Raw genomic sequence first — 13,240 nt, 5'->3', positions numbered from 1 at the left:
CGCACCACGCCGTGCGCGGCGGGGATTGGACCCCGCTCGATCGCCTCCACCAAAGCTGCGCGATGCGTCGCGTTCAGGAGTGCCGGCTTGCCCGGCGCCTTCCGGTCGATCAATCCCTCGGGTCCGGCCGCGTTGAACTTCACCACCCAGTCCCGCACGATCTGCAACGTGACACCGCCGATCCGCGCAGCCTCGGTCCGGCTCGAGCCCTCATAGATCGCTGCCAGCGCCAACAGACGCCGAGCTTGCCCGCCATCCTTCGATCTGCGCGCCGCAGCCCTTACCGCAGAAGCGTCGAAGTCGGTGCGAAGTGCGATAGGCATGGCAAACTCCAGTCCGTTTGCCATCTTGAATCAAAGCTTACCGCCGCTGGCAAGCCCTTGCGAGTCACGATCATCGAGACTTGGTATTATATTTGAGCTGATACAGGGCCTCACCCGGCTCTGAGCGGGTGGTATCGAACTGCATATGTCCAAATTGGTTATTACCAATCGGGACGCTGTTCAAAACGTGCTTGTGAAGAGCGAAGCCTCTATCCCAATTGCCGTGCAATTCGTGCAAATTAACGTCCATAAATACCACCCCCATATTGACGGTTAAAGTGGTGTCTCAGTCAGAACAAGGCAAGATGCTTATACTATTCGAAGCTCTGATTTAGTATCGTGCGGCACGACCCAAAAAGGGCAGATCCCCGCGTAGCATTTGATCGCCCTTTTCGCCTGAAACTGACCTTTCCGGCAGGCACTTCGCAAACACCCTCAACGAAACTCGTATGTAAGCAATGCTCTTTTACCGACGATTGTCGCGTTGAGCCCGCTGACTGCTACCCGGACGCAGCAAGACACGCACCCGGTAGCCTCTCTCTAATTACCCGCATATACCGCGTTTCCGGGATGCCCGGCCAACCCCAATCTTCCCGGAAAAGTACGCCCATGCCACCCCTAGTCTCCGTAGACACCGCCCTCGCCCGCCTCCTCGCGCTCGCGCACCCCGTCGCGCCCGAGACCGTCCCGATCCGCGCCGCCGCCGGCCGCTGGGCCGCCGAGGACGTCGCGGCGCTGCGCACCCAGCCCTATGCCGATCTCTCGGCGATGGATGGCTATGCGCTGCGCTTCGCCGATCTGCCCGGCCCCTTCACCGTCATCGGCGAGAGCGCCGCCGGCGCGCCCTTCGCCGGCACGGTCGGCGCGCATGAGGCGGTTCGCATCTTCACCGGCGCGACGATGCCCGCCGGCGCCGACACCGTGCTGGTGCAGGAGGAGGCCGCGCGCGACGGCGCAATCCTGAGCGTCACCGGCGAAGGCCCGGCCCATGCCGGCCGCAATGTGCGCCGCGCCGGGCTCGATTTCCACGCAGGCGATGTGCTCGTCCCCGCCGGCGCGCGGATCACCCCTGCGCGGATCGCGGTGGCGGCGACCGGCGGGCACGGCACCCTGCCCGTCCGCTGCGCGCTTCGCGTCGCCACCGTCGCGACCGGCGACGAGCTGGTCGCGCCCGGCGCGCCGCTGCCGCCCGGCGCTCTCCCCGAATCGAACGGCGCGATGCTCGCCGCGATGCTCGCCGATCTGCCGGTCGAGATCGTCGATCTCGGCATCCTGCCCGATCGGCTCGACACGATCACCGCCGCGTTCGCCGCCGTCGACGCCGATATCCTCGTCACCACCGGCGGCGCCTCGGTCGGCGATCATGATCTGGTGCGGCCCGCGCTGGAGGCGGCGGGCGGCGTCCTCGATTTCTGGCGGATCGCGCTTCGCCCCGGCAAGCCGATGCTGGCGGGGCGGCTGAACGGCGCGGTGGTGCTCGGCCTGCCCGGCAACCCCGTCTCCGCCTTTGTCACCGCGACGCTGTTCCTGCGCCCGCTGATCGCCTTCATGGGCGGTGCCGCCGATGCGCAGCCGCGCCGCGCGAGCGCGATCCTCGGCGAAGACCTGCCCGCCAACGATCACCGCGCCGATTATCTGCGCGCCGAGACGCGGGGTGGCCGCGTGTATGTCGCGGCGATCCAGGACAGTTCGATGCTGCGCACGCTCGCCCGCGCCGATTGCCTGGTGATCCGTGCGCCGAACGCGCCCGTCGCGAGTGCCGGCGACTCGGTGGAAATCCTGCCGCTCGGCTGATGGACGCTGCTTGACTTGCATCCTACCGTTCCATATTGGTTCCGCATCTGTTCGGACGGAGGAACGCGATGCTCACTCGCAAGCAGCACGAGCTGATCTGCTTCATTAACGATCGCCTGGAGGAAACCGGCGTGTCGCCCTCGTTCGAGGAGATGAAGGACGCGCTCGATCTCAAGTCGAAGTCGGGCGTGCATCGTTTGATCAGCGCGCTCGAGGAACGCCAGTTCATCCGCCGCCTGCCCAACCGCGCGCGTGCTTTGGAAGTGCTGCGCATGCCCGAGCGTGTCGCGAACGCGAAGAAGGCGAATGTCGCACCACCTTCGCCACCCGCGACCATCCGCACCTTGCCCCAGCCCGCCAACGACGTGATCGAGATCCCGCTCCACGGCCGCATCGCCGCCGGCGTCCCGATCGAGGCGTTCGAGGGCCAGTCGATGCTCGCCGTCCCCGCCGCTTTGTTGGGCGGTGGCGAGCATTATGCCCTTGAAGTCGCAGGCGATTCGATGGTCGATGCCGGCATCCTCGACGGCGACTACGCGCTCATCCGCCGCACCGAAACCGCCCGCGACGGCGAGATCGTCGTCGCCCTGATCGAAGAGGCCGAGGCGACGCTCAAATACTTCCGCCGCGAGGGCGCGATGGTCCGTCTCGATCCCGCCAACCGCGCCTACGATCCCCAGCGCTACGCCCCCGCGCAGGTCCGTATCCAGGGAAAGCTCGCCGGCCTGCTCCGCCGCTACGACTGACCCGCCACGGATGACGGTCCTCGCTGTGGCTCACGATAGCGATGTTCCGGGTCGAGAAGGTGATCGCCACCCCGCCCGTCTTCGCCAACGTCGCCGCATCGAGCTTCAACCAGCGCGGCACGCAAGCGCGCGGCAACCGCCGCTCCGAGATGACGATATCGACGCCTGCGCAGAGCGGAACGAGCTGCTCGACCGGCACGAAGTAAGAACTCCGCGTAGCAAGGATTCTCCACCGCCCGCGCCGAACCAGGCACAGATCACGACCGCACCGCGCATCGGGCTGCTCGGACAGCAGCAGCGGCACCGCATCGACCCCGCCATTCTCGGCAAAGGTCGATGCGGTATAATCGCCAGTCCGGTCGCGCAGCACCGCGAGATTGCCGCCCGCCGTTCGGATCGCCGCATGCCGCCCGTCGCCGGTAACGAGCAAATCCGGCGCCGGCGTCAGCATCGCCCACGCCGCGCCGATCACCAGCGGCACCGCGCCCACCCGCCGCCACCGCGTCCGCCACAAGGCGATCCACAGCCCGCCCGCGACCATCAACGCATAGGCGCCCAGCGGCATCGCCGGGATCGAAGCGACCGCCCCCGGCAAAGCCGCCACCGAATGCGCGATCCACAGCAGCAAATCGAGTGACCGCGCCGTCACCCACCAGAACGGCACGCCGGCGCCCACGCAATCGAACAACAACGCCAGCGCCTCGAACGGCATCGTCACGAACGTCGTCAGCGGGATCGCAACGATATTGGCGACCGATCCGTACACGCCGGCGCGGTGGAAGTGGAACACCGAGATCGGGATCAGCGCCAGTTCGACGACCACGCCGGTCAGCAGCAACGAGCCCAGCCCGCGCAGCATCGCCCGTCCGCGCCCTTCCTCATGCGGGCCGAACCAGCGCTTTATCACGGGATGTTCGTGCAGCGACACGATCGCCGCGACCGCCGCGAACGAAAGCTGAAAGCTCGGCCCTGCCAGCGACTCAGGATAGAGCAGCAGCACCACGAACGCACCCGCCGCGACCAATCGCAACGTGATCGCCTCACGCCCCATCGCCAACGCGACCAGCACGAGCAGCGCCGCGACACAGGATCGCACGGTCGGCACCTCGGCTCCGGTCAGCAACGTATAGCCGATCGCCGCCAGCGCCCCCGCCCCCGCCGCGATCAGCGGTACGCGGCAGCGCAGCGCGATCCACGGCACGAGCGCGAGCAACCGCGCCACGATCAGCATCACCGCGCCGACCACAGCGGTGATGTGCAGCCCGCTCACCGACAAAAGGTGCGCGAGACCGGACCGCCGCATCGCCTCGGCATCGCCCTCCGGGATCGCGCCCTGATCGCCAGTCGCCAGCGCGGCGGCGATCGCGCCTACGCCGCCGGGAGCGCTCGCCTGAATGTGGCGCGATAAATGCTGCCGCAAGCCCTCGCCCGCCGCCGCGCCCGCCGTCAGCACCTCGACCGGCGCAATGCCGCGCCCGGTCGCGCCGATCCCGTCGAACCACGCGACGCGCGCGAAGTCATAGGCGCCCGGCACCGCCGGCGCCGGCGGTGGGAGCAACCGCGCGCGCAGCCGGATCGTCGCGCCGACGCCCAGCCCCGGCGGCACATCCGCAACCGCAAGGTTGACGCGCAGATGCGGCGACAACACCGGCACGGCGCGTTTCCCGTCTGAAACCACATGCGATGGCGCCAGCCGCAACCGCACGAGGTCGCGCGCGGCGATCGGATCGATCCGCTCCACCTTCGCCTCGAACCGCGCCAACACCGGGCCGGCAAGCGGCGCAACGCCCACCGACTCGGCGCGCCACCAGACCAGCACGATGCCGACCGCGATCAGCAGCGCCGCCACCGCACCCGCTCGCCCTGCCCGATCGCCGCGCCCGATCGCAAAGGCGGCAAGCGACACGCCTCCTGCGCCTAATGCGGAGACACTCCATGCGAGCGGGTCGGGGAGCACCAACCACAAGGTGATGCCGGCGCCCAGCATCACCGGCAGCCACAGCACCAATTGATCGCGTTCGGCCTCCAGCCAGCGCTCCAACGCCGCAACCCACGCCTGCAGCCAGCCGATTTGAAGCGGCGAAGGTCGCGTGCTAGGGGCATCGGCGGCTGAACTGGCCATTGATATTCATGTCTGGGAGCAAGCGCGGTTGGGCGCAACATCTGAAAGCGCGGCGACCGTATCCGGTACGCCCGAAACCGCAAACATCGTCACCCGGTTCGCACCCTCGCCGACCGGCTATCTGCACATCGGCGGCGCGCGCACCGCCCTTTTCAACTGGCTGTACGCGAAGGCCAAGGGCGGCACGTTCCTGCTTCGGATCGAGGACACCGACCGCGCGCGCTCCACCCAGCCGGCGATCGACGCGATCCTCACCTCGATGCAGTGGCTCGGGCTGGATTGGGACGGCGATGCCGTGTTCCAGTTCGAACGCGCCGCGCGCCACGCCGAGGTCGCGCACCAGATGGTCGAAAGCGGCCACGCCTACCGCTGCTACCTGACACACGAGGAACTCGCCGCGATGCGCGCCGAGGCAGAGGCCGCCAAACGCCCCCTGCGCGTCCGCAGCCCGTGGCGCGATCGTACGCCGGAAGCGGGCGACAAGCCTTACGTCGTCCGCCTCAAGGCGCCGACCGAAGGCGCAACGACGATCGTGGACCGCGTCCAGGGCAGCATCACCGTCCAGAACTCGGAGCTCGACGATCTCATCCTGCTGCGCTCGGACGGCACGCCGACCTATATGCTCGCGGTGGTGGTGGACGATCACGATATGGGCGTGACGCACGTCATCCGCGGCGACGACCATCTCAACAATGCCTTCCGGCAATTGCCGATCATCAAGGCGATGAACTGGCCCGAGCCGGTCTATGCGCACGTTCCGATGATCCACGGGCCAGACGGCGGCAAGCTTTCCAAGCGGCACGGCGCAGTTGGCGTCGAATATTACCGCGACGAACTCGGCATGTTGCCCGAGGCGGTGGACAATTACCTGCTCCGGCTCGGCTGGGGTCACGGCGATGACGAGATCATCAGCCGCGAGCAGGCGGTCGCGTGGTTCGACCTCGACGGCATCGGCAAGTCGCCGTCGCGCTTCGACCTCAAGAAGCTTCAGAACCTTAACGGGCACTATATCCGTGAGGCGGACGACGCACGGCTGGCCACGCTGGTCGCCGCGCGGTTCGATCCGGCTCTGAGCGAGGATCAACGCACGCTGCTCGAACGGGCGATGCCCTCGCTCAAGCCACGGGCGGCGAGCCTCATCGAGCTGGCGGATGGCGCGCAGTTCCTGTTCCGCCAGCGGCCGCTCGCTATTGCGGCAGAGGCTGAGCCGTTACTTGCCGGAAACGCGCAACCGTTGCTCGCTGCACTGCACACAGCGCTTGACGCGCTCGACGACTGGGATACGGAAGCTCTCGAGTCTGCGGTTCGGCAGGTTGCCGAGGATGCGGGGGTCAAACTCGGCCAGGTCGCGCAGCCGCTGCGCGCCGCCTTGACCGGACGCAAGACCTCTCCCGGTATCTTCGACGTGCTTGTGCTGCTTGGGCGCGAGGAAAGCCTCGGCCGAATCGCGGATCAGATAAAGAACTGAATAGAGATAGAGGAAGAGACATCGATGACCGACACCGCGAAACTGAGTGTAGCCGGCAAGGACGTTGAGAACGCGGTGATTTCGGGCACGGTCGGCCCGGACGTAATCGACATTCGCAAGCTGTACGCGCAGACGGGCATGTTCACCTACGATCCGGGCTTCACCTCGACTGCGAGCTGCGACTCGGCGATCACCTACATCGACGGTGACGAGGGTGTGTTGCTGCACCGCGGCTATCCGATCGGCCAGCTCGCCGAGCAGTCGAGCTTCATGGAGACATGCTATCTCCTGCTCAACGGTGAACTGCCTTCGAGCGACGAACTCAACACGTTCGAATATACGATCAGCCGCCACACCATGTTGCATGAGCAGCTCGCGACCTTCTATCGCGGCTTCCGCCGCGACGCGCACCCGATGGCGGTTATGTGTGGCGTCGTCGGCGCGCTGTCGGCCTTCTACCAGGATTCGGCCGATGTGTCGGACCCGATGCAGCGCATGATCGCCAGCCACCGGCTGATCGCCAAGATGCCGACGATCGCGGCGATGGCGTATAAATATTCGATCGGCCAGCCGTTCATGCACCCCAAGAACGACCTGAGCTACACCGGCAACTTCCTGCGCATGACCTTCGGCGTTCCGGCCGAGGAATATGAGGTCAACCCGATCGTCGAAAAGGCGATGGACCGCATCTTCATCCTCCATGCCGATCACGAGCAGAATGCTTCGACCTCGACCGTCCGGCTCGCCGGCTCGTCGGGCGCCAATCCGTTCGCGTGCATCGCGGCGGGCATCGCCTGCCTGTGGGGCCCGGCGCATGGCGGCGCCAACGAGGCGGCGCTCAACATGCTGCGCGAGATCGGCACGCCCGATAAAATCCCGCACTATATCGAGCGCGCCAAGGACAAAAACGATCCGTTCCGCCTGATGGGCTTCGGCCACCGCGTGTACAAGAACTACGATCCGCGCGCGACGGTGATGCAGAAGACGGTGCGCGAAGTGTTCGCATCGCTGAACGTGACTGATCCGGTATTCGAGACTGCGCTGCGGCTCGAGGAAATCGCGCTCAGCGACCCGTATTTCATAGAGAAGAAGCTGTTCCCGAACGTCGATTTCTATTCGGGGATTATCCTCTCGGCGATCGGCTTCCCGACGACGATGTTCACCGCGCTGTTCGCACTCGCCCGCACCGTGGGCTGGGTCGCGCAGTGGAACGAGATGATCTCGGACCCGGCGCAGAAGATCGGCCGTCCGCGCCAGCTCTACACCGGCGCGACGCAGCGTGACTATGTCGCCGTCACCGCGCGCTAACGCGCTTCGCATCGTCCTCCTCATCGCCGGCGCGCTCGCGCTGGCGATGGGGTTGCTGTGGATCGGTCAAGGTATTGGCCTGATCCGCTGGCCGGCATCGAGCTTCATGATCGATGAGCGGCGCTGGGTGCTGTATGGCGCGGTGTTGGTCGTGGCCGGCGGCTTGCTGATCCTGCGGAACCGCCGCCCACGGCGGTGACCGCTTACAGCCAGCCCAACCGCCGGAACCGCCAGTACAGTACCCCGCACACCCCGACGATCACCGCCAGCGTCAGCGGGTAGCCCCAAATCCATTTGAGTTCGGGCATATGCTCGAAATTCATGCCGTAGATGCCCGCGATCGCGGTCGGTACGGCGAGGATCGCGGCCCAGGCGGCAAGCTGGCGCGTGATCGCGCCGGTGCGCTGGCCTTCGAGCAGGTTGCTGAATTCGAACACCGAGGTCAGCACCTCGCGTAGCCCATCGACCATCGACTGCACGCGGCGGACATGGTCGAGCACGTCGCTGAAATATGGCCGCGCGTCGACATCGATACACGGCAGATCGAGCCGCACGAACTTGCCCGCGACTTCGCCCATCGGCACCAGCACGCGCTGGAAACGCATCAGTTCGCGTCGCAGCGCGAAGATCCGCGCGACTTCATCGCGGTTGAGAAACGAGTCGATCGCGCGGCGTTCCATCGCGATCACATCCTCTTCGATCGTCTCGACGATCGGCAGATAGCCGTCGGCGATAAAGTCTAGGATCGCGTGCAGGACGTAATCGACGCCCTGCGCGAGCAGGGTCGGTGCCTTTTCGAGGTTGTCTCGCAGCGAAAGATGTTTGCGCGGTGAGCCGTGGCGCACGCTGATGATGTGGCTGTGCCCGACGAAGATCGACGTCTCACCATAAATGATCTTGTCGCCGTCCAGATGCGCCGTGCGCGCGACGACAAAAAGCTGATCGCCATAGACATCGACCTTGGGAAGCTGATCGGCCTTGAGCGCATCCTCAATCGCAAGCGGATGGAGATCATAGGTCTTTTGCAGGGTACGCAATTCGGCCTCGTCGGGCTCGGCGATGCCGATCCAGACGAACTCGGACTTGTTGTGCGCGCAATCGACCTTCTCGTCGATCTCGATCTCCCGCACCTTTTTGCCGTCACGATACAGATAGGCGGCAATCACACTCATCAACGGGCCTTTGGCAACACGGGTTTCGTTCGCGGTAGCAGAATAGGCGCGCGTCGCTCAATCATCGACGCGCGGCTTTTGTTGCGGCATAGGCGGCGAATGCCGCGCGAGATCACCGCTTATTCGAACCCGCTCATCAAACGCGTGCGGTCGCTGCGCGAAAAGCGCCACCGCCGCGAAGAAGGGCTGTTCCTCGCCGAAGGGCTTCGTATCCTGACCGAAGCGCGTGAAAGCGGCCGTCTGCCGGTCTATCTGTTCTTCGCACGCGACAGTGCGGCCCATCCGTTGGTGCGCGCGCTCGTCGCCGATGTCGAGGCGGCTGGCGGCGAAGCGATCGAAACGGTGCCGGACATCCTCTCGAAGCTGTCCGGCAAGGACAATCCGCAGGCGGTAGTCGGCGTGTTCGAGGAGTTCGCAGTCGATCTCGCCGCGCTCGACCGCTCGACCGCCAAAATCTGGCTGGTGGCCGAGCGGCTGCGCGATCCGGGCAATCTCGGCACGATCCTGCGCACCGGCGACGCGGTCGGTGCCGGAGGGCTGATCCTGATCGGCGAGTGCGTCGATCCGTTCTCGGTCGAAGCCGTCCGCGCGAGCATGGGCGCTTTGTTCACCGTGCCGATCGTGCAGAGCGGGTGGGACGATTTCCTCGCGTGGTTGCGTGGCGGACCGGGGCAACTCGTCGGTCTCAGCCTCGACACCGATCAGCATTACCGGGAAGCGCGCTACGCCGCACCGACGTTCCTGCTCACCGGCAACGAGGCGCAGGGCATGCCCGCCGACTATGCGCAGGCTTGCGACGTGCTCGTGAAGATCCCGATGCTCGGCAAGGCAGACAGCCTCAATGCCGCCGTAGCGACGGCGGTGATGGCGTATGAGGTACTCGCGCGCGCCTGACGACGCGCGCGACTCATCTCACACCGCGTCGTGCGGCACCGTTTTCGGTTCGGGGGCCGGCGCCTTCACCGGCGTCGGCGCGGTGCCGAACTTCGGCGCATTGGTGCAATCGCCCGAGCTTTGCGACACGACCTTGGGCTGCGCGTTCGCGCCGTAGGACGTCATCTGGTAGCTTTGCGTGCAACCGCCGCCCTTGCCGTCACCGCTGCTGTACGACGTGAACGAATAGCTGACCGTCCCGCCGGCGGGCATCGTCTTGAGCGCGGCTTCGTCGATCTTGCCATCCTGCGGCATCGCTGCGACGTGCTGGAGCATCGCCTCTTGCTGGCGATCCATGTCGGCGAACATTTCCGCGACCGGATCGAGCATCGCCACAGGCGCGGCCTGCGCGACGGGGACGAGGACGACCTTGGGCGCGACGTCGCCAAAATAGCGAACGTGAGCCACGGAGCCGTCGGGCAGGTTGACGTCCAACAGGTGCATCGCGCGGTCGGCGGCGAGGGCGCTGCCGGCGAGCGCGGCGGTGCCGATCCCGGCCAAGGCGATCTTTGCGAACAGGTTCATGACATGCCTCCTCAGCGTTTGAAGAACGGCGGTGAATCTATTCGGCGAAGCTGAACCGCGGATGAAAGCAACGTCGCGCTTTGCCGCACGTTGTGGCACTCTCACCGCGATCTAAGGAGACAGCCAATGCACGTCGAATATGCGGTTCTCGCCTGGGGTTGCGTCCTCGGCTTCGTCCACATCTTTGGCGCGGCGCAGGTGCGGACGGCGCAGCTTGGCACCGCTTGGAACGCAGGTCCGCGCGACGCAGAGATGCCGCCGCCCACCCCGCTGGGCGGGCGGCTCGCGCGGGCGCAGGCGAATTTCTTCGAGACGTTTCCGATCGTCGTCGCGGCGGTGGCGCTGCTCGGTATCGCCGACATCCACACGCGCTGGACCGCGATCGGCGCGGTGGTGTGGCTGGTCGCGCGGATCATCTACGTGCCGCTGTATGCGGCGGGGATTCCCTACATCCGCTCGCTCGTCTTCCTCGTCAGCGTGGCGGGAATCGTGATGATGCTGTGGCCGGTACTGGCGGCGACGCTCTGAACCTTATTGCGCCGCCTTGCCGGTCCATTTGCCAAGCCAGCCGAGCACCTCATGATACCATTGGCGGCTTTCCTTGGGCTTCTGCACCCAATGGCTGCCGCCGGGGAACACGACCAGCCGTGACGGCACATCGCGGCGCTGAAGCGCGGTGAAGGCGGCGATGCCCTGCGTGTAGGGAATGCGGTAATCGCCTTCCGAGGTGATGACGAGCTGCGGCGTCTTCCAGGCGGTGACGTGGTTGACCGGGTTCCACTTTTCGAACGCCTGCGGGTCTTCGTAATAGGGGTGCCCGCCGTGCTCCCATTCGTCGAACCACAGCTCCTCGGTCTCATAGGCCATCGCGCGCGCATCGAAGACGCCGTCGTGCTGGACGATGCACTTGAAGCGATCGGGCCAATTGCCCTCGATCCAGTTCATCATATAGCCGCCATAAGACGCTCCGAGCGCGCAGGCATTGTCGCCGTCGAGCCAAGCGAACTTGTCGGTCGCGGCTTTCAGCCCGGCCTTTAGGTCTTCGAGCGGCCAGCCACCCCAGTTGTTTCGGATCGCATCGGTGAAGCCCTGCCCGTAGCCGGTCGAGCCGTGGAAATCGACCGCGACGAGGCCGTAGCCAGCGCCCGCGAACAGCGCCGGGTTCCAGCGGTACGACCAGCTATTGTTGCTCGACCCTTGCGGGCCGCCATGCACCATATAGGCGAGCGGCACCTTGCCGGTCGCGCCAGCCGGCTTCACCGCATAGCCCCAGACTGTATCGTTGTTCGCGCCGGTGAAGCTGAAGCGCGTGACGCTCGGCATGTCGATGCCGGCGAGCTTGTCGGCGTTGACGCTGGTGAGCCGCACCGGCGTCTTGCCGGTCAGCATCCAGAAATCGTCGGGCGCGGTCAGGCTGTTCATCGCATAGACGAGGCCCTTGGCGGTTGGCACCACGGCGGAGACATTGCCCTGCACGGTCAGCCGCGTGACCTTGCCGGTGACGGCATCGACCGACCAGATCGGGTTTTCCTGCGTATCCTCGGCGGTGACGATCAGCTTTTTGCCATCGGGCGCCCAGGCGATCGACTCGATCGAGCGATCCCAGCCCTCGGTCAGCGCACGCACCTGCCCCGTGGCGAGATCGCGCAGCATCAGCACCTGCCGGTCGGCTTCGTAGCCGGCGCGCTTCATCGCCGCATAGGCAAGCCATTTGCCGTCGGGCGATACGCTCGGGATCGTATCGGTCGCGCGATTGGCTTCGGTCAGATTGACCGGCGCGGCCGAGCCGTCCGCCGGCGCGGCATAAATGTCGAGGTTGGTCGAGAGCGGTTCCTTGGCGTCGCCCTTGCGCAGCGCGAAATAGACGGTCTTGCCGTCCGCGCCCCACGCGATCTCGCTGCCGTCGCCGAACGGCTTGGACGGCGCATCGCCGACCAGCCCGTGTTCGATCGCGACGCCGTTGCCCTTCGCCCCCGTTGCCGTCAGCGGCAGCACGAAGAGTTGCGAGCGCATCCCCTCATACCAGCTCGCCCAATGGCGCACGAACAATTGGTCGAAGGTGCGGCCGTTGCCGGCGCGCGAATCCTTCTTGACCATCGGCAGTTCGAGGCTCGGCGCACCGATGCGGCGATCGGCGTAGATCAGCAGCTTGTCGCCGGTCGGCGCGACGAGGAACCCGCCCATCCCGCCCTTGAAATCGGTCAGTCGCACAGGTGTTCCGCCCGCCACCGGCACCGACCAGACGGCATCGCCACCGCCCTTGTCCGACTGGAAATAGACGGTCTTGCCGTCACGCGACACTTGCGGCGCGGTTTCATTCACATCGGCTTCGGCGACGAGCTTTTCAGGCTTGGCACCGCGCACGCTCAGGTCGAGCCGCCACAGATCGAAATGGCCGGTATCGGCGTCGACATCGGTCTCGCGCTGCTGCCACACCAGCCAGTGCCCGTCGCCGGAGACGGCGGGCGCGGAAACGCGCGACAGCGCGATCACGTCATCGATGGTGAGTTGGCGGGCAGCGACCGGAGTCGCGGTTACGGCGAGCAGCGCGGTGCTCGCAGCGAGGAGCGTCTTCATGCGCGAGATAAAGCAGAGCGCCGGGCGCTCCGCAACCGGGGTTGGAGCGGGATGGATTCAAAGAATTCCGTTCGTCCTGAGTAACCGCCGAGTAGCCCGCAGGGCGTAGCGCGGTGTATCGAAGGACAGCACCCGCGCGATCACCTGTGCTTCGATACGTGCTCTCGATACGGGCCTTTGGCCCTACTCGATCCCTACTCAGCACGAACGGTTATAATGAAGTCGTACCGCTCCAGACCAATTTGTGATCGCAACGATCCTCCAAAAGAACC

Annotated in this window: 11 protein-coding genes and 1 pseudogene; 7 read left to right on the top strand and 5 right to left on the bottom strand. The window is 65.8% G+C overall.

The window, feature by feature from the left end:
• Window positions 1-347 (bottom strand): helix-turn-helix domain-containing protein (locus EWE75_RS26220; protein WP_206364674.1); only part of this gene is annotated, 347 nt, incomplete at its 3' end.
• 585 nt (window positions 348-932) lie between these two features.
• Between EWE75_RS26220 and EWE75_RS04325 the strand changes: the two genes are divergently transcribed.
• Window positions 933-2,117 (top strand): molybdopterin molybdotransferase MoeA, encoded by a 1,185-nt coding sequence (locus EWE75_RS04325; protein WP_130155457.1) that lies wholly within the window; start codon window positions 933-935, stop codon window positions 2,115-2,117.
• Between the two features lie 68 nt (window positions 2,118-2,185).
• Window positions 2,186-2,863: a transcriptional repressor LexA gene (lexA, locus tag EWE75_RS04320; protein ID WP_130155456.1), complete on the top strand. Its 678-nt coding sequence runs from the start codon at window positions 2,186-2,188 to the stop codon at window positions 2,861-2,863.
• Between the two features lie 4 nt (window positions 2,864-2,867).
• Here lexA and EWE75_RS04315 read toward each other — a convergent pair.
• Window positions 2,868-4,985 (bottom strand): annotated as a pseudogene (locus EWE75_RS04315) (ComEC/Rec2 family competence protein); the annotation flags it as partial.
• A 28-nt stretch (window positions 4,986-5,013) separates the two neighbouring features.
• Here EWE75_RS04315 and gltX point away from each other — a divergent pair.
• Genes gltX through EWE75_RS04300 form a run of 3 tightly spaced genes read left to right on the top strand, consistent with a single transcriptional unit; the run spans window position 5,014 to window position 7,960 of the window.
• A complete protein-coding gene (gene gltX / locus EWE75_RS04310; RefSeq protein ID WP_130155455.1) occupies window positions 5,014-6,453 on the top strand; it encodes a glutamate--tRNA ligase in 1,440 nt (479 codons plus the stop codon).
• A 24-nt stretch (window positions 6,454-6,477) separates the two neighbouring features.
• Window positions 6,478-7,761, top strand: coding sequence for a citrate synthase (locus EWE75_RS04305; RefSeq protein WP_130155454.1), 1,284 nt, complete (start codon window positions 6,478-6,480; stop codon window positions 7,759-7,761).
• Complete coding sequence (locus EWE75_RS04300; RefSeq protein ID WP_130155453.1) at window positions 7,739-7,960, top strand: hypothetical protein; 222 nt, start codon at window positions 7,739-7,741, stop codon at window positions 7,958-7,960. Before EWE75_RS04305 ends, EWE75_RS04300 begins: the two co-directional genes overlap by 23 nt.
• A gap of 4 nt (window positions 7,961-7,964) precedes the next feature.
• Here EWE75_RS04300 and EWE75_RS04295 read toward each other — a convergent pair whose 3' ends face one another.
• Entirely contained in the window at window positions 7,965-8,933 is a 969-nt protein-coding gene (locus EWE75_RS04295; protein WP_130155452.1) for a magnesium and cobalt transport protein CorA, read from the bottom strand.
• A gap of 99 nt (window positions 8,934-9,032) precedes the next feature.
• On the opposite strand from EWE75_RS04295, the gene EWE75_RS04290 reads away from it, so the two are divergent.
• A complete protein-coding gene (locus tag EWE75_RS04290) occupies window positions 9,033-9,827 on the top strand; it encodes a TrmH family RNA methyltransferase (RefSeq protein ID WP_130155451.1) in 795 nt (264 codons plus the stop codon).
• A gap of 18 nt (window positions 9,828-9,845) precedes the next feature.
• Here EWE75_RS04290 and EWE75_RS04285 read toward each other — a convergent pair whose 3' ends face one another.
• The gene (locus EWE75_RS04285; protein ID WP_130155450.1) at window positions 9,846-10,391 is read right to left on the bottom strand and encodes a hypothetical protein; all 546 of its coding nucleotides are present in this window, start codon (window positions 10,389-10,391) and stop codon (window positions 9,846-9,848) included.
• A gap of 126 nt (window positions 10,392-10,517) precedes the next feature.
• Between EWE75_RS04285 and EWE75_RS04280 the strand changes: the two genes are divergently transcribed.
• On the top strand, window positions 10,518-10,919 hold the full coding sequence (locus EWE75_RS04280) for an MAPEG family protein (RefSeq protein WP_130155449.1): 402 nt from the start codon (window positions 10,518-10,520) through the stop codon (window positions 10,917-10,919).
• Window positions 10,920-10,922: 3 nt separating this feature from the next.
• On the opposite strand, the gene EWE75_RS04275 is transcribed toward EWE75_RS04280, so the two are convergent.
• Window positions 10,923-12,968 carry a S9 family peptidase gene (locus tag EWE75_RS04275; RefSeq protein ID WP_130155448.1) on the bottom strand — a complete coding sequence of 682 codons (2,046 nt, stop codon included), beginning with the start codon at window positions 12,966-12,968 and terminating at the stop codon, window positions 10,923-10,925.
• Window positions 12,969-13,240: the final 272 nt, after the last annotated feature.

It is taken from the genome of Sphingomonas populi, from assembly GCF_004208535.1.
GTDB classification, from domain to species: domain Bacteria; phylum Pseudomonadota; class Alphaproteobacteria; order Sphingomonadales; family Sphingomonadaceae; genus Sphingomonas; species Sphingomonas populi.
The sequence above is the reverse complement of the archived record's forward strand: the minus strand, read 5'-3'. Positions and strand labels throughout refer to the sequence as shown.

Excerpts from the sequence above, each read along its gene's own strand:
- EWE75_RS04325 (WP_130155457.1), top strand. The coding sequence starts at position 933 with ATGCCACCCCTAGTCTCCGTAGACACCGCCCTCGCCCGCCTCCTCGCG.
- lexA (WP_130155456.1), top strand. The coding sequence starts at position 2,186 with ATGCTCACTCGCAAGCAGCACGAGCTGATCTGCTTCATTAACGATCGC.
- EWE75_RS04305 (WP_130155454.1), top strand. The coding sequence starts at position 6,478 with ATGACCGACACCGCGAAACTGAGTGTAGCCGGCAAGGACGTTGAGAAC.
- EWE75_RS04300 (WP_130155453.1), top strand. The coding sequence starts at position 7,739 with ATGTCGCCGTCACCGCGCGCTAACGCGCTTCGCATCGTCCTCCTCATC.
- EWE75_RS04295 (WP_130155452.1), bottom strand. The coding sequence starts at position 8,933 with ATGAGTGTGATTGCCGCCTATCTGTATCGTGACGGCAAAAAGGTGCGG.
- EWE75_RS04290 (WP_130155451.1), top strand. The coding sequence starts at position 9,033 with ATGCCGCGCGAGATCACCGCTTATTCGAACCCGCTCATCAAACGCGTG.
- EWE75_RS04285 (WP_130155450.1), bottom strand. The coding sequence starts at position 10,391 with ATGAACCTGTTCGCAAAGATCGCCTTGGCCGGGATCGGCACCGCCGCG.
- EWE75_RS04280 (WP_130155449.1), top strand. The coding sequence starts at position 10,518 with ATGCACGTCGAATATGCGGTTCTCGCCTGGGGTTGCGTCCTCGGCTTC.
- EWE75_RS04275 (WP_130155448.1), bottom strand. The coding sequence starts at position 12,968 with ATGAAGACGCTCCTCGCTGCGAGCACCGCGCTGCTCGCCGTAACCGCG.